This is a genomic window from Elusimicrobiota bacterium (assembly GCA_041660185.1).
Classification (GTDB): Bacteria; Elusimicrobiota; Elusimicrobia; order 2-01-FULL-59-12; family 2-01-FULL-59-12; genus JBAZWU01.
The window spans coordinates 1-19,203 of the sequence record JBAZWU010000016.1 but is presented as its reverse complement, the minus strand read 5'-3'; the positions used below and the strand labels follow the sequence as shown (position 1 = coordinate 19,203).

The window sequence follows — 19,203 nt, the reverse complement described above, 5'->3', positions numbered from 1 at the left end:
ATCGGAGCGTGGATGCAGAGTTTGGCCCAGGCCTGGCTGGTGCTGGATCTGTCCAACTCCCCCTTTTATCTTGGGCTGGACGGTTTTGCCGCATCCATCCCGCTTTCTGTTTTTGCTTTTTGGGGGGGCGTCATCGCGGACCGGTTTAACCGGCGGCGGCTCTTGCTAGGAACACAGGTTGTTTTTCTTGGATTAGCGCTTCTCCTGGCGGTTTTAACCCAGTTCCATCGGGTGAGGGTGTGGCAAATCATCCTGCTTTCGTTTTGTACAGGCGTGACCCAATCGATTGCCTGGCCTGTCTACCAGGCCGTTTTAGGTGAGTTGGTTGAACGCAAAAATCTTTCGAATGCGATTGCTCTGAATTCCGCTCAGTTTAATTTTGCGCGAACCATCGGCCCCCTGATTGGGGCGTTGGGGTTGTCCTTTTTTGGAACCGCTGGTTGTTTTTATGCCAATGCGGTCAGTTTTTTGGCGGTGATCGCGGCCCTTTCCTTTATCCAAATACAACCCAAACATCTTGCTGTTGGAAGCGGTTTTTCCGGTTTTTGGAAAGACCTGACGGACGGATTCCGTTACATGCGTGGTGCGCGAGCGCTCTTGTGGCTGCTTCTGACCTTGGCTATGACGAGTCTGTTGGGGGTCCCGCTGGTCATCTTGTTGCCTGTTTTTGCCCGGGATATTCTCAGGATTGGAGTCGTTGGCCTGGGATGGCTGGTGGGGGCTTTCGGGACCGGCGCCGTGTTGGGCGGGTTTCGGGTGGCTTATCTGGCGGATTTTCCGAGGAAAGGCAATTATGTTCTGATGTCCGTTCTGGTCTTTTCTCTGGCCTGTATTGGATTTTCCGTTTCCCACCGTCTTTATTTTTCTCTTTTCTGCCTGGTCGCCGCCGGATACGCCATGGTCAGTTTTACTTCCGTGATCAATACGTTGGTCCAGACCTCTGTCCCGGATCATCTCCGGGGACGTGCCGTGAGCCTGTTCATCTTTTGTTTCGGAGGGACGATGCCCTTCGGGAATCTTTTGGCAGGCTGGATGGCCAACCATGTCGGAGCGCCCCGTACGCTTCTGATTCAGGGAAGTCTGCTGGGATTTTATACGGCCATTCTTTACGTGATCCGTCCCGAGATACGGGATCTGTCCTGATGGACGGATTAGCAAAGTAAAAATGATTTTTGTACATTGAAATATGCTCAAAAAAATCATTCTGATTTTCGCGATCCTGGCCGGGAGTTTTGTTGCCGGTAGCGTTGTTGTCAGAAGAGGCTTGCTGTTGCGCTATCTGGATCAGCATCCGGATCCGAACTGGGTCCCGCCGGTCGAGTATTACGTGGGGCAGGGGTATTACATCAAGCAAAATCTCACAACCGCCGCGACTTACTTTATTCGTGTTGCTGACCAATACCCGTCTTCATCGTTTGCTGAAGATGCGTATGTCGGCTATCTGGAGTGTATTCATAAAGAAAATCGGCTTTCTCGGGTTGAACTGATTCAGAAACACGAAGACTATTTGGTGCGTTTTCCAAAAGGGAACCACGCCGAAAACATTCGGGTTCGGATCGGGGCCTATAAGTCGGGTCTTTAGCCGCGGGTGATGGCGGTGATGGTGAGTTTGTAACCGTTTTTGCCGACCGGGACGGTCACGATCGCCCCGATGGCCTGGCCGAGGAGGCTCTTGCCAATCGGAGAGCTAATGGAAATCAGGCCATTGGACGGGTCGGATTCGGAAGAATCCACAAGGGTATAGCGCATCTCAGTGCGGGTGTCGTCTGTTACGGTCACCGTCGCGCCGATGTAGGCTTTGTCCGTTGGAAGATCGCCCTGGTCTTCTAAAATCCGGGCGCCTCCCAGCTTCAATTCAATTTCCTGAATGCGGCGTTCGTTATGCGCCATTTCTTCTTTGGCGGCGTGATACTCCGCGTTTTCCTTTAAGTCACCTTTCTCGCGAGCCTCTTTGATTTCGTGCGAGATCAACGGCCGCCGCTTTTTCAGCGCTTCCATAGCCTCTTGAAGTTTGTGATAGCCCCGTCGAGTGATATAAATTTGTTCGTCCATAACGACGTTAGTATAGTCGAGCCCTTTCGGACCCGTCAAGCAAAGGTTTGATAATATAAAGTCGTCATCCCCGGCAGCCACTGGCCGGGGATCCACCATGGATGTATAGATCCCCCGCCAGAACCCGCGGGGGATGACGGGGGAAAATGAACCGCTGGAGATCAGCTTTCCTTGTGTTGCCCCTCCTGGGGATGTCCGCCCTGCTTTATGGCCAGGGGCGGATCCCTTCTCCCGGCCGTACGCCCATCTGGGTAGAAGAAAGCGGGCGCTTTCTTTACCGGAGTCTGGAGGACGATCATGGCGGGTTCTTCGTGGTCTGGACGCATGAGCAGAATGGAGCATTTTCACTTGTGGCCCAGCGCGTGGGGCCGGATGGAAAAGCTTTCTGGAGCTTGCCGGGGAATTTGTTGGCCGAGCAGTTGCCGGACGCGGACGCGTGGGATGCTTTCCCGGATGGCCAGGGTGGATTGGCCCTGTCCTGGACGAATGCCACGGGACTCTTCGCTCAACGATTTAGCTCTGATGGAAAACCCCTCTGGCCTGGACAACCTGCGGTGCTGCTTTCGACGGGGAGTTGCGCCTCTCCTGCCGGGGTGTCGGATGCCGCAAGAGGAGCTTATGTCGTTTGGTCTGAAAAACGCATGGCCTCCCGCCAGGTTCTGATCGCCCAGCACGTAAACGCCGACGGCACCCTTTTGTGGCGTCCGGAGGGTTTGCGCGTTTCGCTCCGGCCTTCGGATCAAAGAAATCCGGCGGTCGTGACCGATGGTCAGGCGGGAGCGATTGTGGCTTGGAAGGATTTTCGTGAAAACGCTTCTCAAATCCAATCCCAGCGGATGGATTATCAGGGCGATCGGCTCTGGGGTGAGGAAGGGATCGTGGTCACCGCGCCGGCTGGGGCGGCCCATGAGCGACCGCTTCTGTCGCCGGGAGGAGACGGCGGCGCAGCCATCGCCTGGCTGGGGGCCCGCTCGGGAGCGAACCGTCTTTTTATGCAGTCCCTTTCCGCCACGGGCCATTTTCGTTGGGCTCCGGAAGGTGTTCCTCTATCGTTCGGGAACAGCGATCAATGGAACCCGTCGTTGTTTGGAGATGGAGAAGGAACGGTTTGGATGGGGTGGGAAGACTATCGAAACCAGACCCATTGGCAGGTATTCGCGGAGTCCCTTTCATCGCGCAAGCCGGTCGATCCTGACCCCCTCGGGCTTCCGCTGGCTCCCGCTGGAAGTGATCAGGGGCATGTCGCGCTGGCGGATAACGGGCGGGACGGTGTTTTCGCTGCTTGGCTGGATAATCGTTCCAGCGGTTCCGGTGTTTACGTGCAGGAAGTCGACGCCAACGCACAGCCTCTCCTGGGGGAGGTCGGGCAAGCGGTCGTCGAACGCCTCATCAATCCTTCAACTCCTCAGCTTGTCGGGCTGGCACCCGGTCGGGTCTCTGTTATCGTGGCTGACCGTGAAAAAAAGAACCGTTGGGCCTTGTATTGGACCGTGGTCAACGGCCCCTCCATTCCCTGACCCTGCTATAATTAATTATATGGATAGACCGTTTGTCCCGGACCTTTTTCATTATCACCGTCGAAAGACGCGGGTGGTGAAGGTGGGGAAGATCGGGGTAGGAGGAGAAAACCCTGTCCGTATCCAGTCGATGACCACGACGCCGACCGCCGACGTGAACGCAACGGTGGCCCAAGCCATCCGGATGGTCCAGGCTGGTTGCGAGATGGTCCGCATGACGGCTCCCACCCTGGCGGACGCCCGGGCGCTGGGGGACATCCGCCGGCAGCTCAACGCCAAAGGATATGCGGCGATTCCGCTCGTCGCGGACATCCATTTCAATCCGGAATGCGCGATGGAAGCAGCGGATCATGTGGAAAAAATCCGTGTCAACCCCGGCAATTATGCCGATTCGAAAACGTTCAAAATCAAAGAGTATTCCGACCAAGAGTATCACGCCGAACTCGTCCGCATTGAAGAACGTTTCACCCCGCTCGTTCTGAAATGCAAAAGCCTTGGACGGGCCATGCGTCTGGGGGCCAATCATGGGTCGCTCTCCGACAGGATTTTGAACCGCTATGGGGATTCTCCGGAGGGAATGGTGGAGTCGGCGCTGGAGTTTGTGCGAATTTGCCGGAAGCACGATTACCACGATCTGATCCTCTCAATGAAATCGTCTAACGTGAAAGTCATGATTGCCGCCTACCGGCTCCTGGTGGTCCGCCTGCAGGAGGAGGGGATGGATTATCCCTTCCATCTGGGAGTGACGGAAGCCGGTTATGGCGAGGATGGACGCATAAAATCCGTCATTGGAATCGGCAGCCTGCTCAGCGACGGAATTGGCGATACGATCCGCGTCTCGTTGACGGAAGACCCCGAGTATGAGATGCCGGTGGCTTTTCAGATTGCGAAACCATACCAGCCAATGGGTGTCATTGCGAGCGCGCCGGCCTCTTCGTTTGATGGGAAAGGCGCGCGTGGCAATCTGCCATCGCAAGGCCAGATCGCCACGTCGCGGCTTCCTGACCAAGCGGCGGAAGCCGCTCCTCGCGATGACGGCCTGAATGGCCTTTCCCACGTCGACAATTTCTACCACTATGCCCGCCGTACGACGCGCACCATCCCGATCGGCCCCTTTATGCTCGGCGGCGAAAACGCGGTCCGGGTCATCAGCGATGTGTCCCCCTGGCTGGGGGATCAAACGGATCCCCAGAAGGTGGTCAAGGAAATTCTTCGTTTTTTTGAGAAACAACGGTCTTCCGACAATGATAGTGTTCCTGAAATTCTGGAATGGCCGGTTCCGGACGAGAAGGCCCTGGAATTTTTGAAAAGCGTTCGTCGTGCGCTGGGTGCCGAGGCCACGCGGCTGGCTTTTTGGGGCCGTTTTACCGATTTCCAGACGATGACGAAGGGTCTTCCTGGTGTCCACGCGGCTACTTACGTCGGCCCGCGCTCGATCCCTGATGCTGAGCGTCTCGACCAGTTTCGGGTCTTTATCCGGTCTGCCCGGGAGGCGGGTGTCACGGTTGTCCTGGAGTCAGGGCCCTGTCATACCGGTTTTCTGGGTCCGGCGCGCAACCTGGTGAAAGGGATCGAATGTTGCGAGCGCGAAGGGAACCAAAACCTGCTCCTATCTTTCCGATTGCCAACAGCGCAAGCCCTCATCGCCAACACCCGTCTGGCGGCGGCGCTCTTACGGCAGAAAGGAGCGGATTACCCTTTTCATCTTCGTCTACCGGGACATCCAAATTTTGAGGAACAGCGCCTCCAGGCGTCCCTCGCGTTCGGGGCTCTCCTCTGCGACGGGATTGGCGACAGCGTTCAGACTGGGCAGGGGAAGGAACCGGCCAAGGATCTGGAACTTCTCTATAACGTGCTTCAGGCGGCTGGCGTGCGCATCACGAAAGCTGAGTTTGTGACCTGCCCGTCCTGCGGGCGGACGTTGTTTGATTTACAGAGCACCGCGGAGCGGATCAAACAGAAGACCGGTCACCTTAAAGGTGTGAAGATCGCCATTATGGGGTGCATCGTTAATGGGCCCGGCGAAATGGCGGACGCGGATTTTGGCTATGTCGGAGGAGCCCCCGGCCGGATTAACCTCTATGTTGGAAGGACCTGCGTTGAAAAAGGGATTCCTTTCGATCAGGCTGACCAGCGTCTGATCGATCTCATCAAAACCCACGGTAAGTGGGTGGATCCCCGTTAATTTGAGATGGAAAGCTAACGTCGGACCAGCAAAGGGATAGCCAGCGCTGCGAGAATAGATAACCCAATAAGGCCGCCCACGAGCCCTACTCCCCAAAGAGTCCATTTTTTCTGAACGCGTTGAAATTGTTCGACGCTCTCCCAGCGCTTATTCCGCCAGGCCCACTCGTTTCCTTTAAAACCCAAAACAATGGCCATAATGAAGCCGACGTAAGGGATCAGCGCGAGTAACGCAATATAGGTCCCGTTGCTAATCCCCCAGATCCAGTTGAGCAGGAAAGCTCCCCAGCTCCATTGTTTGATCTCCTCTGGGACAACCGTTGCTATGCCATGACCGGATGTGTTTTCCATGCCCTTATCGTACATGATGCGGCTGGAGTTGCACCAGGATAATTGGCAGTTATATAATCAGAGTGCTAGAATAAGCTATATGCCACCAGAAACCTTATCAGCCATCGAACTGTACGGGCGGGATTTGACCCAGGCCGCCCGCCAGAATAAGCTCGATCCGGTCATCGGGCGGGATGAAGAAATTCGCCGGGTCATCCAGGTCCTGGCGCGCCGGACGAAAAACAACCCGGTCCTGATCGGAGAGCCCGGGGTGGGGAAAACCGCCATTGTGGAAGGACTCGCTCAGCGCATTGTGGCAGGCGATGTTCCTGAAACCCTGAAAAACAAACGGGTCATCGCGCTCGACATGGGTTCCCTGATCGCCGGGGCGAAGTACCGGGGGGAGTTTGAGGAACGCCTCAAGGCTGTTTTGAAAGAAATCTCTGCGGCGCAGGGCGCCGTTATTCTTTTTATCGACGAGCTCCATACCGTGGTCGGCGCGGGAGCCGCTGAAGGCGCGGTGGATGCGGCCAACCTGTTAAAGCCGATGCTGGCCCGTGGCGAGCTGCGCTGCGTGGGGGCGACCACGCTCGATGAATACCATAAGCATATCGAGAAAGACGCGGCGCTCGAGCGCCGTTTCCAGACGGTTTACGTCGGGCAACCCTCGGTTGACGATGCGATCGCCATTCTTCGCGGCCTGAAGGAACGTTACGAAATCCACCACGGGGTGCGCATCAAGGACAGCGCCTTGATCGCGGCCGCGGTCCTGTCCAATCGCTATATCGCCGACCGGTTCCTGCCGGACAAAGCCATCGATTTAATGGATGAAGCCGCCAGCCGCCTACGCATGGAAATGGATTCCATGCCGGTGGAGCTGGATGCGGTCGAGCGGCGCCTGCGCCAGCTCGAAATGGAACGGACCGCCCTCAAAAAAGAAGCCGCCTCGGGTGGGCCGAGCGTGGATCGTCTCAAGAAAATGGAAAGAGAAATCACGGAGCTGCAGGAGCAGTCCAAGGGCCTTCGCGCCCATTGGCAGCAGGAAAAAGAAGTCATTACCGCCATCCGCCAGGCCAAACAGCAGTTGGAGGAACACCGGATCGCGGGGGCCAAAGCCGAACGCGAGGGGGATCTGGGAACGGCTTCCGAAATCCGCTATGGGAAAACCCCGGACGTTCAGAAACATCTGGATCAGTTGAACAAAAAACTGGAAGAACTCCAGAAATCGAACCGGATGCTGAAGGAAGAAGTGGATGAAGAGGACATCGCCCAGGTGGTCTCCAAATGGACGGGCATACCCGTTTCCAAAATGCTGGAAACCGAGATGCAAAAGCTCCTGAAAATTGAGGCACGGCTTCATCAGCGGGTCATCGGGCAGGACGAAGCGATTGACGTGGTGGCCAACGCGATCCGGCGTTCCCGCTCCGGGCTTTCCGATCCCGGACGGCCGATCGGCAGTTTCATTTTTCTGGGGCCGACCGGCGTTGGCAAAACGGAGCTGGCCAAAGCCCTGGCCGAGGACCTTTTCGATGATGAGCGCAGCTTGGTGCGCATCGACATGTCCGAGTACATGGAAAAGCATTCCGTGGCGCGGCTCATCGGCGCGCCTCCCGGTTATGTCGGGTTTGAAGAAGGGGGCCAGCTGACGGAAGCGGTCCGCCGGCGCCCCTATTGCGTCATCCTGTTGGATGAGATTGAGAAAGCCGCGCACGAGGTCTTTAATGTCCTGCTTCAGATCCTCGATGACGGCCGGTTGACCGACGGCCAGGGCCGCACCGTAGACTTCCGCAACGCCCTCGTTCTGATGACGTCCAACATCGGTTCCAACTGGATTCAGGAAGAAAAGAATATCGAGCAGATCAAAACACGTATTCAGGAGACGCTCAAGGCGCATTTCCGTCCGGAGTTCCTCAACCGGATCGATGAAATCGTGATTTTCCGGCGGCTCACTCCCAAGCAGCTTTCGCAGATCATTGAACTTCAGCTGAAGCAAGTGGCCAAACGTTTACAGGATAAGCGCATTACTCTGAAGGTGACCGATGGCGCGAAAGCCGCCATCGCCCGGGAAGGCTTTGACCCTGCTTTTGGCGCGCGTCCTCTGAAGCGGGCCCTGCAGCGGTTGGTTCTGGATCCGTTAGCCCGGAAAGTCGTTGGAGGGGAAATCCAGGAAGGATCTTCTGTGAAGGTCGATTCGGGACGGGACGGCGCCCCTCTTGTTTTTTTAATTCAGTAAACACTCTTCCATTGACTTCCCGCGGCTTTTACGGTACACCTAAATGCCACCATGAAAAAAGCCAGAACTCTATCTCTATTCACTGTACTCGCAGGACTCCTTATTCCTGTTTCAGGATATACGGAACATCGCTCCCATCATCCCTGGCTGATGATGGGTTCGTCCCGGTCCAGCTCAGCACTGGTACCGGCAGAGAGTGCACCCCCGACGAAAAATGGACGACAAATCGTGGAGCGCGCCCTTCACTATAAAGGAACCCGTTATAAGTTTGGGGGGAGCTCCAAAAAGGGATTAGATTGTTCCGGGCTGGTGAATCGAGTCTATGCGGATTTAAAGTTGAAAAAGATCCCGAGAGCCAGCAACGCGCTCTACAAGAGCGGCAAGTCGGTGAAAATGAGCGAGTTGCGTCCGGGAGATCTGGTCTTCTTTAAGAATACATACCGTCGGGGTATTTCTCACGTGGGGGTTTACGCCGGCCGGAACAAATTTGTTCATGCCTCCAGCCACAAGCACGGGGTGACCGTCACCGCCCTCTCCGATCCTTACTTCCAGCTTCATTACGCCGGCGCCCGACGGCTTTACTAGCCGCCCCTATTTCTTTTTTGCCGCAAGAGCATCCTTGATCGCCTGATCAAAAGCTTCATACGGTTGGGCGCCGTTGATCGGCTGGCCGTTGACGAAGAAATGAGGCGTTCCGCGCACCCCGAAACGCTGTCCATCGGCCACGTCCGCGTCGATGCGCGCCGCCATGCGATGGTCCGTCAGACAGTGGTCGAATTTTTTCCCGTCTAAGCGGAGCTCCTGTGCATAACGCTTGAAATCCGCATCTTCTAGCTGCTGTTTTTCAAAGAGCTTCTCGCGCATCTCCCAGAATTTTCCCTGTTCCTTGGCGCAAAGCGCGGCCTCTGAGGCGGCTTTGGCGCGGTTATGAAAAGGAAGAGGGTATTGTCGGGCCACGATTTTTACCTGGTTGGGATAAGCGGCCTCCACCCGAAGAAGGGTTTCCTGAGCCCGCTTGCAGTAGGGACATTGGAAATCGGTGAATTCCAGAATGGTCACCGGGGCGTTTGGGCGGCCTTTCGCCGGGTCATCCGGCGCATACGATACGTTAATGTGCGGGGGGACCGGCTTGGAAAGAAAAACCTCAATCGGATATTTTGCTGAGAGTTGCTGATAAAGTTCATTTTCCTTTTGTAATCGTTTCTGGTAAGTGAGTTGTTGCGTGGCCTGATGCACCGTCTCGGTCGACGCGCGCTGGTTGGCCGGAACACGCTCCAGGAGCTGATGGATCTCCGTTTGAGACGGCGGCGTGACGGCCCCGTCGATTTCGCGGGCCCGCCAGGCTTCCACGGCTAAACCCGCCTCGGTGGCGGCTCGCTGAAAAAGCAGAACCTTGGCCTGCTGATCAATCCAGTTCTTTTCAACCTGATAGAGAGTATTCTCCGCTTCGTAGAGAGCGACCCCTAAGTCGTTGCGCATCTGGGTCTCCGTCAAAACGGTTTGGCCAATGCGCGCCATCGCCTTCTGGGTGTCGGCGCTCTGGGCGGATGCCACCCCGCTGGACAGCCCCACCGTCACAATCAACAGATAAAACTTTTTCAACATGCGGATCCTCCTCAAACTATCTTAGCTTATTGGTCCCTGCGTCGGTTCGGCACAAGGAATTTTTGTAGAATCGGAGTCGATATGACTTCTCTCTCTCCGATCGCCGAGCGGGTGACGCGGCAGGCTCTTTTGGCCAAAGCCGCCAGTCGCCGTTTAATGCTTCTCGCCGCTGATGACAAGAAGCGCGCCCTGGAGTCGATGGCGGAGGCTTTAACGGCCGCGTCTAAAGACATCCTTTTTCATAACGAAATCGACGTGGAAGCCGCTACCCAGGCGGGATTGAACAGCGCGTTGATCGATCGCTTAAAATTGACTCCAGAAAGTGTCGAAGGGATGGCGCAAAGTTTAAGAGAAATCGCTGGCCAGGCCGATCCGGTGGGGGAAATCCTTGAAACCTGGAAAAGGCCGAGCGGCATTCAGATTGAGAAAGTCCGTGTCCCTCTGGGTGTGCTTGCCATGATTTATGAGTCCCGCCCGAATGTGACGGTCGAGGCGGCCGCGCTTTGCTTAAAGTCAGGCAACGCGGTGCTTTTGCGCGGGGGGTCTGAAGCGATCAATTCCAATCGCGCTCTGGTCCATGTGCTCATCAAGGCGGCCCAGGCCGCGAAAATTCCTGACGGGGCGATTCAACTGTTGGAAGACACCAACCGGGAAAGCATTATGGAGTTGATTCGCTTAAACCAGCTGGTGGATCTGGTGATCGCGCGGGGATCGGAGGAGATGATCCAGCACGTCATGAAGAATGCGTCCGTCCCGGTTCTCGGCCACGGAAAGGGCGTCTGTCACGTGTATGTCGATGAGAACGCCGACCTGGCTATGGCGGAGCGCATTGCGTTTAACGCCAAAGTGCAGCGGCCAGGGGTCTGCAATGCGATGGAAACCCTTTTGGTCCACCGAAAAGTGGCGGGCCAATTTTTACCGGCCATCGCCCGTGCTTACGAGGCCGCCAAGGTGGAAATCCGCGGAGATCCCATGACCTGCCAGCAGATCCCGAGCGCCATGCCCGCCACGGAAGAGGATTGGCGGACGGAATATTTGGATTTGATCGTCTCGATCCGCGTGGTCGACAGCCTGGATCAGGCGATCGAGCACATCCATCGCTACGGCTCAGGGCATTCCGATGCGATCGTCACGGAAAACGCGGATCACGCCCGGCAGTTTCTGGGAACGGTGGATTCCGCGGCGGTGATGCATAACGTCTCTACGCGTTTGCACGACGGCGGGGTGTTTGGCCTTGGAGCGGAGATCGGGATCTCGACACGGAAGCTGCACGCCCGCGGGACCATGGGTGCCCGGGAACTCACCACCACCAAGTACATTGTCAGGGGAACCGGACAAATCCGCGAATGATCCTTCGACCTTGCTCAGGATCATGGTGAGCACAGCCGAACCATGAAGATTGCCTTATTCGGCGGAACCTTTAATCCCATCCATCTCGGACATCTGATTCTGGCCGAATCGGCGCGCGTGCAGTTTCAACTGGGGCGAGTCCTTTTTATCCCCGCCGGCCATCCTCCACACAAGCAAGAGATTTTGATCAGTGCCCATCACCGGCTGGCCATGATCCGGCTGGCGGTTCGAGGGAATCCTTTTTTTCAAGTCAGCGATTGGGAGGCGCGCCAGGAGCGGTCCGTGTATACCTGTGAGACGCTGGATTACTTTCTTCAGGACCGCCGTCATGAATGGTTTTTTCTGATGGGGTCGGACTCCCTGAGTCGGATTCATACGTGGCGTTCGGGTGCGGCCTTGCTGGACCGCTGTTCCTTTCTGATTGCCGAACGGCCGGAAAAACCCTGGGGTTCGCTCCCGGCCCTCTTGCGTCGCAAAACCCGGTTGATCCACTCGCCTCCCGTGGCAATGGCCAGCCAGGAGATCCGCTATCGAGTGGGGGCGGGCGGTTCGATCCGCTACCACGTTCCTGAGGCGGTTGCCCGCTACATCCAGCGTCACCGGTTGTATCGAGGGAAGGGATCCGTATGAACCGGGGCCGCTGGTTCGCAATTTCCGTCCTGAGCATCTGTTTGTTTTTCGCGCTGGTGACCATGATTTTGAATTGGTGCAGCCCCGTGGCCCGAATGCTCCGGAGCGGGCAGCGTATCAATGGGATGCTCGCCGGAGTGGATTATGAGGATTACGCGCGCCACTCGGACACCCTCATGTTTATTTCCTATGACCCGAAGAGCCGTTTTCTCGACGTGATGTCCATTCCTCGCGACACGATGGTCCATAGCCCTTCCCGGCCGGGGGTTCACCGCGTCAATGAGATTTTCACCTACGAGTTCAAACATTCCGGCCGAAACTTTGAAATCGCTTCGTTGACGCTGAAAAAGGAGTTGGAGACGCTGCTCTCCAGCGGTACTGTGCGCGTGGATATTCCCTTCTTCTTCACGATCAATTACCAGGGATTTCGTGCACTGATCGATGCGTTGGGGGGAGTCTATGTCCGGGTGACCGAGCCCATGCATTACGACGACAACTGGGGGAATCTGCATATCCATTTTGATCCCCGGCCCGAGCCTTATCTTCTGGACGGCAAACGCGCTCTGGAATATGTCCGATTTCGCGGGGGCAGCGCGGATCAGGGGCGCGTCCTTCGCCAGCAGCTTTTTGTGAAGGAACTTATCAAACGGCTTAAAAATCCGACGACCCTTTGGCGTTTTCCGAGTTATACGAAGATGGTTCTGTCCGGTTTTCATACGAATATTTCTTTCTGGGACATGGCCGTGATGCTGATGGAAGGGAGCCGGGTGAAGTGGAATAATCTCAGACTCTTTTCCCTGCCGGGGAGTCCCAGCGGAAATTTATGGAAAATGAACCCGGAAAATACCCAACGGATCGTGGCGCTGATGCAGACCTCGGCTCCGCAGGGTTTCTCGCCGGCGGATCGCGGGATTCGTTCCAAAAACGATCTCCCTGTGACAGGCACGGTGGAGGTGTGGAACGCTTCCAGCCGGCCGAATGCCGCACGATCGGTCGTGCAGTTGTTGCGCCATAATGGGTTTGATGTTGTTCTTTTTGGCAATTTCTCGACCCGTCAGCAACGGACGCTGGTGATCGACCGTTCCGGCCGTTTGCGCCCGGCTCAGGCGGTGGCGCTGGTCTTGAAGTCCGTCAGCCCGGAAGTGGTCAGTCGTGTTGAGCCGGCCCGGCAGGTGGATGTGTCGGTCATCATCGGCAACGATTACCAGATTTCCGATAAGAAGTGGCCATGGTAAGCCGCCGGGGCCGGCGCCTGGCCTGTCTGGCCGCTCAAGCGGCGTCGGATAAAAAGGCGGTGGACATTAAAGTGCTGGACCTTCGTTCGGAAAGCGATGTGACCGATTATGTGATGCTGGCGGGCGCGGAGTCCACCCCCCAACTGCGGGCGATTTCCAATCACGTGAAGGAAGTCCTCGGGGACAAAGGGGTTCAACCGCTGCATCAGGATGGCCGGGACGCGCAACGGTGGGTGGCCCTGGACTATGGGGATCTGCTGGTTCATATTCTGATGCCGGAGGCGCGGGCCCTTTATCGTCTGGAACAAATGTGGGAAAAACCGAAATCCGTGGCCTGGCAAGACACAGTCCCGGGGAAACGACGAAAACAGAAATGAAACTCCGCCGGTACGAGGCCGATGGTATCTTGCCCTCACCCCAGCCCTCCCCCTCCGCAGGGGGAGGGAGTACGAGTCTCTCGGCAAGTATCTCTCCCCTCTCCCTGCTGAGGGAGAGGGCAAGGCCGACCAACGGGAGAGACGCGGGTGAGGGTACCGCCAAACGGTGTGGTATCCAACAGAGGAAACGAAAATGATTTTGGACGATGTTCGCCGGTTTGTTGATGACCAACTGACGCCCTGGGCCAAGGCCCAGGGGCTGGCGGCCTTACCGCCCTATATGCTGGAAGAACCGCCGGCCGGCATCGAAGGCGATGTCGCCTGCAACGTGGCCATGCTGCTGGCCAAAACGCTCAAGAAGGCTCCCCGCGCGATTGCGCAGGAACTGCAAGCCTTGCTGAGCGTTTCCAATCTCCTGATCGAAGATGTCCGGATCGCCGGGGCCGGTTTTTTGAATTTCCGCTATACCGTGGCACGCCTTCATCAGGAAGTGGAAGAAATCCAGAAGACGCAAACCGGTTATGGGCGATTCAAGACAATCCCTGACCCCAAAAAGAAGATTCTCATTGAATTTGTCTCCGCCAATCCGACCGGTCCGTTGCATGTCGGCCATGGCCGGGGCGCGGCGCTGGGCGATTCCCTGGCGCTCATCCTGGCGCATCTCGGTTACCCCGTGTCGCGCGAATACTACATCAATGATGCCGGCAATCAGGTCCAGTTACTCGGGGAGTCGGTCCGCGCCCGGTGCCTGGAAATGCAGGGGAAACCCTTCACGCTTCCCGTCGAGGGATATCACGGCGATTACGTGCGCGATATCGCCAAGCAGTATCTGGAGCACGCCGGGGATGCCGATGATCTGGCGAAAATCATCCAGTTTTCGCTGCACGCGATGCAGCAGGACATTCAGAAGGATCTGGAGGATTTCGGGGTGCGCTTTGACTCGTGGTTCAGCGAGCAGAGCCTGGTGGAAAAGAAATTGGTGGAGAAACATATCGCGGCGCTTCAGCAGCATGGATTTGTGCAAGAATATGAAGACGCGGTCTGGTTTGTGGCGCCCGGGGAAAAAGAAGAGGAAAATCGGGACAAAAACCGGGTCTTACGTCGCCGGGATGGGCGATGGACGTATTTCGCGACGGATATCGCCTACCATGCCGACAAGTTCGAGCGCGGTTTTGACCGGCTGATTGATGTCTGGGGCGCTGATCATCACGGATATGTGGCCCGGGTCAAGGGATCGATGCAGGCGCTTGGCCATGATCCGGAGAAGCTGCATATCCTGCTCTACCAGCTCGTTTCGCTCTCCCGCGGCGGGGCGCCGGTTTCCATGTCTAAACGCTCCGGGGACTTTATCATGTTACGCGAGGTGCTGGAAGAAGTCGGCAAGGATGCCTGCCGGTTCTTTTTTGCGATGCGAGGGCCCAACACGGCTTTTGATTTCGACCTGGAACTGGCCAAGAAGCATACGAACGACAATCCCGTTTACTATTTGCAGTATGCCCACGCGCGGATCTGTTCCATTTTCCGGCAGGCGGAATCGCCCGGGGCGCCCCGTGGCCGGGCGGACAGCGGTCCGCCCCTACATCTCCTGATTGAAAAGGAAGAGCGCGAGTTAATGAAGCGCCTGGCGCTTTTCCCTCAGACGCTGCGCGTTTGCGCGCAGGAGGATTCCCCTCATCCGCTGGCGACGTATCTGCTGATGCTCTGTCGTCAATTCCATCATTTTTACGATCATCACCGGGTATTGGGGGAGGATGCGGGTTTGAGTTCCGCGCGGCTGGTTTTACTGGATGCGGTCCGTCAGGTGCTGCGTCTCGGGTTGCATTTACTGGGTGTAAGCACTCCGGAGAGCATGTAACCGGATTTTATAGATGGGAGCGGAAATCGCGGAATTCGTTTTTGTCCGTCTTCCATTGGACATCGGCTTTGTAAACTTTGGCGGCCCCCGGGCCCTTTTGCAGGTCTTCCAGAAAGCGTTCAATCCGATAGCGGGTTCCTTCGACTTCCATCTCGATTACGCTTTCTATCGGTAAGTTGTGAATCCGCATCCATCCTTTCAGAGCCCGGCAACGTGCCCGTGATTCGACGTGAAAATGATACCCACCCTCATAAACGCGTCCCCGGATCCGAATGTACGCGCGGGCCCGTGGTCCCACTCCCATCAGGTTAGACAGAAACCGTCGCATGAGTAAAATTATACTAATCCAGATGGCTTCCGTCTGTTAACCGAAACTCTTATAATCGGTTGACAACCCAAGGAGCTTGAGCATGAATTGGAACCTGTTGGCCGAAAAATCATTAGCTGGAACAGCGTTGTTGCGTCCGGAGGCGCACGCTGTGTTGGACGCCGGGCCGGATCAGATTCCGGCTTTGGTGGCGGCGGCTTATCGGGTCCGGCGGCGCTTCTTCGGAAACCGTGTCCGACTGAATTATCTGCTGAACACCAAAAGCGGTCTCTGCTCCGAGGATTGTCATTACTGTTCCCAATCCAAACAATCCCAGGCGCCGATCCAGAAGTACCCCTGGCTCTCCGTCGAGGAGGTGCTTCATAAAGCGGGGCGCGCGCTTGAGCTGCAGGCCGGGCGTTTGTGCCTGGTCGCTTCCGGACGGAGTCCGGCTCCCCGGGAGCTGGAACAGATGGTCGTGTGTGCCAAGGCCGTTCGAGAGCGTTATCCTCAACTTGAGTTATGCTGCTGTCTCGGATTCTTGTCCAAAGACGAGGCGGAGGCGTTGAAAACCGCCGGGGTAGATGCCGTCAACCACAACCTGAATACGAGCGAGCATTATTACGGGAACATTTGCCAGACCCATTCCTATACGGACCGTCTTTCCACCCTTCAGGGGATCCGTCAGGCCGGCTTGTCGGCCTGCAGCGGGGCTTTGGTCGGGATGGGGGAAACGCCGGATGACATTCTGGATCTGGCCTATGCGCTGAGGGAACTCGACGTGGAGTCTCTCCCTGTGAACTTTCTCATGCCGATCGAAGGAACCCTCCTGGCGCACCAGACAACCCTCACCCCCACCCGGTGCTTGAGCATCCTCTGTCTGTTTCGCTTTCTGAATCCGCGCGCCTCGCTTCGGATCGCCGGGGGCCGTGAAATTCATCTGCGTTCTCTGCAGTCGCTGGGACTCTATGTGGCGAACTCCATCTTCATCGGCGATTACCTGACGACCAAAGGTCAGCCGGCAGAGGACGATCTGGCCATGATCCGGGACATGGGTTTTGCGATTGAAGGGCATGCGCTCCCGGACGATGCGCCCGCACCGGTCCCTCAGGTGGTCCTGAAATGAAAACCGTCTTGATTACAGGCGCGTCCCGCGGTCTTGGCAGGGAACTGGCGCTGGCTTTTGCGCACGCCGGCTATGCGGTGGCGGTGAATTATCAAAAGGAAAAAGCCCGGGCGGAAACGGTTGTCCAGGCGATCCAGAAGTCCGGTGGAACGTCGGAAGCCTTTCCGTGCGATGTACGCAATTCGCAAGCGGTGGGGGAGATGATCGATGCGGTTTTGTCGCGCTGGGGCCACCTGGATGTGTTGATTAATAACGCCGGTCTCTCCCGGAACCGAACCCTGCTCAAAATGTCCGACGAGGAATGGTCCGACGTGATCGATACCAACTTGAACGGCGTGTTTCGGTGCCTCCGGGCGGCGGCTCGCGTCATGGCGCGCGAGGAAAACGGATCCATCATCAATATCGCTTCCTACCTGGCTTTCCGCCCGTCTGTCGGAGCGGCCAACTACGCGGCATCGAAGGCCGCGGTGGTCGCCTTGACCCGCGCCGCGGCTGTTGAGCTGGGGCGGTTCAGTATCCGGGTCAATGCGGTCTGCCCCGGTTTCCATGAGACCGCCATGGGAGACGTATTGCCGGAGGAAGTCCGGAAGCGCATCCAGGCAGAACATGTGCTTGGTCATTCGACTCGTCTGGATGATTTGACGCGGATGGTCCTGGAACTGGCCGCGAACGAAAGCATCTCCGGGCAGATCATTAACGTGGATTCCCGGCTTCCCTGAATGAATCCCTCTGTCGCAATCACCGGCCTGGGTGTTTGCAGTCCCCTTGGGAAAGGGGTCGTGGCCAATTGGGAAAATCTCTGCCGTCATTCCCCTCGGCCACTGGGGGGGAATCCATCCTGCCGTAATGCTTGGATCCCCCGCCTACTACCGCGGGGGATGACGGAAAAGAACAACGGATTGAAAGGTGCTCTTTCCTTAGCTCAACAAGCGGTCGAAGAAGCCTTGCGGGACGCCGGTTTCTGGGATGGGCAGGCGCTCCAGGGCATAGACCCTGATCGCCTGGGTTGCACCGTCAGCGTTTCGAAACCCCTCTTTCAAGATAACGTATTTAATGTTTTTCCTCCGGAGCGGGTGAATGAATCCATACGCCTGCATTTCGGAATGGCGGGGGAATCCCGCAACGTGGTTGCCGCCTGCGCGACCGGCGCTTATGCGATCGCGCTGGCCGGTTCCTGGATCAAGCAAGGCTTGTGCGATGCGGTGGTTGCCGGCTCGGTTGAGCCGGAGCCGCACCCCTTCATCGCCGCGGGGTTTGAGCGGATGGGGGTCTTAAGCGCCGACGGTGTGACGCGTCCCTTTGACCGGGACCGTTCCGGGTTTGGGATGGGAGCCGGGGCCGGGGTTGTAGTTCTAGAGTCCGCTGAACATGCACGGCAGAGGGGACAGCCGGTTCAGGCGTGTTTATCCGGTTGGGCGATGGGAGCGGATGCTCACAGCGCGGTGGCGTTTAACTCCAACGGGCAACGGATTGCTCAGGTCATCACGGCCTGTCTTCGGAAGGCGCAGCTTCAGCCGGAGCAGCTCCAGCACGTGAACGCGCACGGTACCGCCACCCGCTTGAACGACCGGATTGAAACGCGAGCCATCCTGAAAGCGTTCGGCCGCTGGGCGGACCGGCTCCAGATCTCAGCGACCAAGGCCGGCACCGGGCATTTGCTGGGCGCGGCCGGAAGCGTGGAGTTTGCCTTTACGGTGCTGGCCCTGCGAAACCAGTTTGTCCCGCCGACAGCGACTCTGGAGCATCCGGATCCGGAATGCCCGTTGAATTATACGCCGCGGCAGGGACATGCCGCGCGGTTGGAGCATGCGATGTCCTTGTCCTTTGGATTTGGCGGGCCGATCGGAGCTTTGGCGGTGAGCGCGTCTTAACATGCTGAACTTTCTGGCAGAGGAACTGGCGGATTTGGAAAAACGGTCGCTGAAGCGCGCGCTTCGGATGGTGTCCCGGGCGCAAGGCGCGCAGCTGACCGTTAGCGGACGGACATTCCTGAATTTCTCGTCGAACAATTACCTGGGCCTGGCGCGTCACCCGCGCGTGTTGGCGGCGGCCCAGCAGGCGTTATCCACCTGGGGCGCTGGAGCGACCTCCTCGCGGCTGATCAGCGGTTCTTTGATCCTCCATGAAACGCTGGAGTCCGCGCTGGCCGCGTTCCTCGGTGCACCGGCGGCGCTGGTATTTCCAACCGGTTATATGACGAATATCGGCGTGGTGACGTCAGTGGTCGGGCCCGGCGATGCGATTATTCTGGATCGTCTTTGCCACGCTTCCTTGATCGATGCGGCGCGCCTGTCGGGGGCGCGGCTTTTTGTGTACCGCCATGGCGACCCCTCCGATGCCGAGAAACTCCTCCGGCGAACCATCTCGTATCGCCGTCGCCTGCTTGTGACGGAGAGCCTTTT

The 19,203-nt window shown here is 57.3% G+C and carries 18 protein-coding genes and 1 pseudogene; 15 read left to right on the top strand and 4 right to left on the bottom strand.

Going from position 1 to position 19,203, the window contains the following annotated elements:
- On the top strand, nucleotides 1–1,143 hold a 1,143-nt coding region (locus WC859_09915; protein ID MFA5976461.1), incomplete at its 5' end, for an MFS transporter.
- Nucleotides 1,144–1,186: 43 nt separating this feature from the next.
- Nucleotides 1,187–1,582 (top strand): hypothetical protein, encoded by a 396-nt coding sequence (locus WC859_09910; protein ID MFA5976460.1) that lies wholly within the window; start codon nucleotides 1,187–1,189, stop codon nucleotides 1,580–1,582.
- On the opposite strand, the gene greA is transcribed toward WC859_09910, so the two are convergent.
- Entirely contained in the window at nucleotides 1,579–2,052 is a 474-nt protein-coding gene (gene greA / locus WC859_09905) for a transcription elongation factor GreA (GenBank protein MFA5976459.1), read from the bottom strand. The two genes, WC859_09910 and greA, sit on opposite strands and share 4 nt — an antisense overlap.
- Nucleotides 2,053–2,198: 146 nt before the next feature.
- On the opposite strand from greA, the gene WC859_09900 reads away from it, so the two are divergent.
- Nucleotides 2,199–3,569: a hypothetical protein gene (locus WC859_09900; GenBank protein MFA5976458.1), complete on the top strand. Its 1,371-nt coding sequence runs from the start codon at nucleotides 2,199–2,201 to the stop codon at nucleotides 3,567–3,569.
- A 19-nt stretch (nucleotides 3,570–3,588) separates the two neighbouring features.
- Entirely contained in the window at nucleotides 3,589–5,754 is a 2,166-nt protein-coding gene (gene ispG / locus WC859_09895) for a (E)-4-hydroxy-3-methylbut-2-enyl-diphosphate synthase (protein MFA5976457.1), read from the top strand.
- A 14-nt stretch (nucleotides 5,755–5,768) separates the two neighbouring features.
- On the opposite strand, the gene WC859_09890 is transcribed toward ispG, so the two are convergent.
- Nucleotides 5,769–6,104: a ribonuclease G gene (locus tag WC859_09890; GenBank protein MFA5976456.1), complete on the bottom strand. Its 336-nt coding sequence runs from the start codon at nucleotides 6,102–6,104 to the stop codon at nucleotides 5,769–5,771.
- 118 nt (nucleotides 6,105–6,222) lie between these two features.
- Here WC859_09890 and WC859_09885 point away from each other — a divergent pair.
- Nucleotides 6,223–8,316, top strand: a pseudogene (locus WC859_09885) (AAA family ATPase).
- Between the two features lie 51 nt (nucleotides 8,317–8,367).
- Nucleotides 8,368–8,901 (top strand): C40 family peptidase, encoded by a 534-nt coding sequence (locus WC859_09880; protein ID MFA5976455.1) that lies wholly within the window; start codon nucleotides 8,368–8,370, stop codon nucleotides 8,899–8,901.
- 6 nt (nucleotides 8,902–8,907) lie between these two features.
- On the opposite strand, the gene WC859_09875 is transcribed toward WC859_09880, so the two are convergent.
- Entirely contained in the window at nucleotides 8,908–9,921 is a 1,014-nt protein-coding gene (locus WC859_09875) for a thioredoxin domain-containing protein (protein ID MFA5976454.1), read from the bottom strand.
- A gap of 81 nt (nucleotides 9,922–10,002) precedes the next feature.
- Between WC859_09875 and WC859_09870 the strand changes: the two genes are divergently transcribed.
- The 5 genes from WC859_09870 (at nucleotide 10,003) to argS (ending at nucleotide 15,368) form a co-directional block, all read left to right on the top strand.
- Complete coding sequence (locus WC859_09870; protein ID MFA5976453.1) at nucleotides 10,003–11,271, top strand: glutamate-5-semialdehyde dehydrogenase; 1,269 nt, start codon at nucleotides 10,003–10,005, stop codon at nucleotides 11,269–11,271.
- Nucleotides 11,272–11,313: 42 nt separating this feature from the next.
- A complete protein-coding gene (nadD, locus tag WC859_09865; protein ID MFA5976452.1) occupies nucleotides 11,314–11,901 on the top strand; it encodes a nicotinate-nucleotide adenylyltransferase in 588 nt (195 codons plus the stop codon).
- The gene (locus tag WC859_09860; GenBank protein MFA5976451.1) at nucleotides 11,898–13,136 is read left to right on the top strand and encodes an LCP family protein; all 1,239 of its coding nucleotides are present in this window, start codon (nucleotides 11,898–11,900) and stop codon (nucleotides 13,134–13,136) included. Before nadD ends, WC859_09860 begins: the two co-directional genes overlap by 4 nt.
- A complete protein-coding gene (rsfS, locus tag WC859_09855) occupies nucleotides 13,130–13,513 on the top strand; it encodes a ribosome silencing factor (GenBank protein ID MFA5976450.1) in 384 nt (127 codons plus the stop codon). The genes WC859_09860 and rsfS overlap by 7 nt, the downstream gene beginning before the upstream one ends.
- 193 nt (nucleotides 13,514–13,706) lie before the next feature.
- Nucleotides 13,707–15,368, top strand: a complete 1,662-nt coding sequence (gene argS, locus WC859_09850; protein ID MFA5976449.1) for an arginine--tRNA ligase — start codon at nucleotides 13,707–13,709, stop codon at nucleotides 15,366–15,368.
- 7 nt (nucleotides 15,369–15,375) lie between these two features.
- Here argS and WC859_09845 read toward each other — a convergent pair whose 3' ends face one another.
- Nucleotides 15,376–15,696 carry an acylphosphatase gene (locus WC859_09845; protein ID MFA5976448.1) on the bottom strand — a complete coding sequence of 107 codons (321 nt, stop codon included), beginning with the start codon at nucleotides 15,694–15,696 and terminating at the stop codon, nucleotides 15,376–15,378.
- A gap of 82 nt (nucleotides 15,697–15,778) precedes the next feature.
- Between WC859_09845 and bioB the strand changes: the two genes are divergently transcribed.
- The 4 genes from bioB to WC859_09825 form a co-directional block, all read left to right on the top strand.
- On the top strand, nucleotides 15,779–16,801 hold the full coding sequence (gene bioB, locus WC859_09840) for a biotin synthase BioB (protein ID MFA5976447.1): 1,023 nt from the start codon (nucleotides 15,779–15,781) through the stop codon (nucleotides 16,799–16,801).
- Nucleotides 16,798–17,520, top strand: coding sequence for an SDR family NAD(P)-dependent oxidoreductase (locus tag WC859_09835; protein MFA5976446.1), 723 nt, complete (start codon nucleotides 16,798–16,800; stop codon nucleotides 17,518–17,520). Before bioB ends, WC859_09835 begins: the two co-directional genes overlap by 4 nt.
- Nucleotides 17,521–17,700: 180 nt before the next feature.
- Nucleotides 17,701–18,672, top strand: a complete 972-nt coding sequence (locus WC859_09830; protein ID MFA5976445.1) for a beta-ketoacyl-[acyl-carrier-protein] synthase family protein — start codon at nucleotides 17,701–17,703, stop codon at nucleotides 18,670–18,672.
- Between the two features lies 1 nt (nucleotide 18,673).
- Nucleotides 18,674–19,203, top strand: a 530-nt coding sequence (locus WC859_09825; GenBank protein ID MFA5976444.1) for an aminotransferase class I/II-fold pyridoxal phosphate-dependent enzyme, incomplete at its 3' end; no start/stop codon positions are given.

Excerpts from the sequence above, each read along its gene's own strand:
- WC859_09845 (MFA5976448.1), bottom strand. The coding sequence starts at position 15,696 with ATGCGACGGTTTCTGTCTAACCTGATGGGAGTGGGACCACGGGCCCGC.
- argS (MFA5976449.1), top strand. The coding sequence starts at position 13,707 with ATGATTTTGGACGATGTTCGCCGGTTTGTTGATGACCAACTGACGCCC.
- rsfS (MFA5976450.1), top strand. The coding sequence starts at position 13,130 with ATGGTAAGCCGCCGGGGCCGGCGCCTGGCCTGTCTGGCCGCTCAAGCG.
- WC859_09900 (MFA5976458.1), top strand. The coding sequence starts at position 2,199 with ATGAACCGCTGGAGATCAGCTTTCCTTGTGTTGCCCCTCCTGGGGATG.
- WC859_09835 (MFA5976446.1), top strand. The coding sequence starts at position 16,798 with ATGAAAACCGTCTTGATTACAGGCGCGTCCCGCGGTCTTGGCAGGGAA.
- nadD (MFA5976452.1), top strand. The coding sequence starts at position 11,314 with ATGAAGATTGCCTTATTCGGCGGAACCTTTAATCCCATCCATCTCGGA.
- bioB (MFA5976447.1), top strand. The coding sequence starts at position 15,779 with ATGAATTGGAACCTGTTGGCCGAAAAATCATTAGCTGGAACAGCGTTG.
- WC859_09870 (MFA5976453.1), top strand. The coding sequence starts at position 10,003 with ATGACTTCTCTCTCTCCGATCGCCGAGCGGGTGACGCGGCAGGCTCTT.
- greA (MFA5976459.1), bottom strand. The coding sequence starts at position 2,052 with ATGGACGAACAAATTTATATCACTCGACGGGGCTATCACAAACTTCAA.
- WC859_09860 (MFA5976451.1), top strand. The coding sequence starts at position 11,898 with ATGAACCGGGGCCGCTGGTTCGCAATTTCCGTCCTGAGCATCTGTTTG.
- WC859_09890 (MFA5976456.1), bottom strand. The coding sequence starts at position 6,104 with ATGGAAAACACATCCGGTCATGGCATAGCAACGGTTGTCCCAGAGGAG.
- WC859_09880 (MFA5976455.1), top strand. The coding sequence starts at position 8,368 with ATGAAAAAAGCCAGAACTCTATCTCTATTCACTGTACTCGCAGGACTC.
- WC859_09875 (MFA5976454.1), bottom strand. The coding sequence starts at position 9,921 with ATGTTGAAAAAGTTTTATCTGTTGATTGTGACGGTGGGGCTGTCCAGC.
- WC859_09910 (MFA5976460.1), top strand. The coding sequence starts at position 1,187 with ATGCTCAAAAAAATCATTCTGATTTTCGCGATCCTGGCCGGGAGTTTT.
- ispG (MFA5976457.1), top strand. The coding sequence starts at position 3,589 with ATGGATAGACCGTTTGTCCCGGACCTTTTTCATTATCACCGTCGAAAG.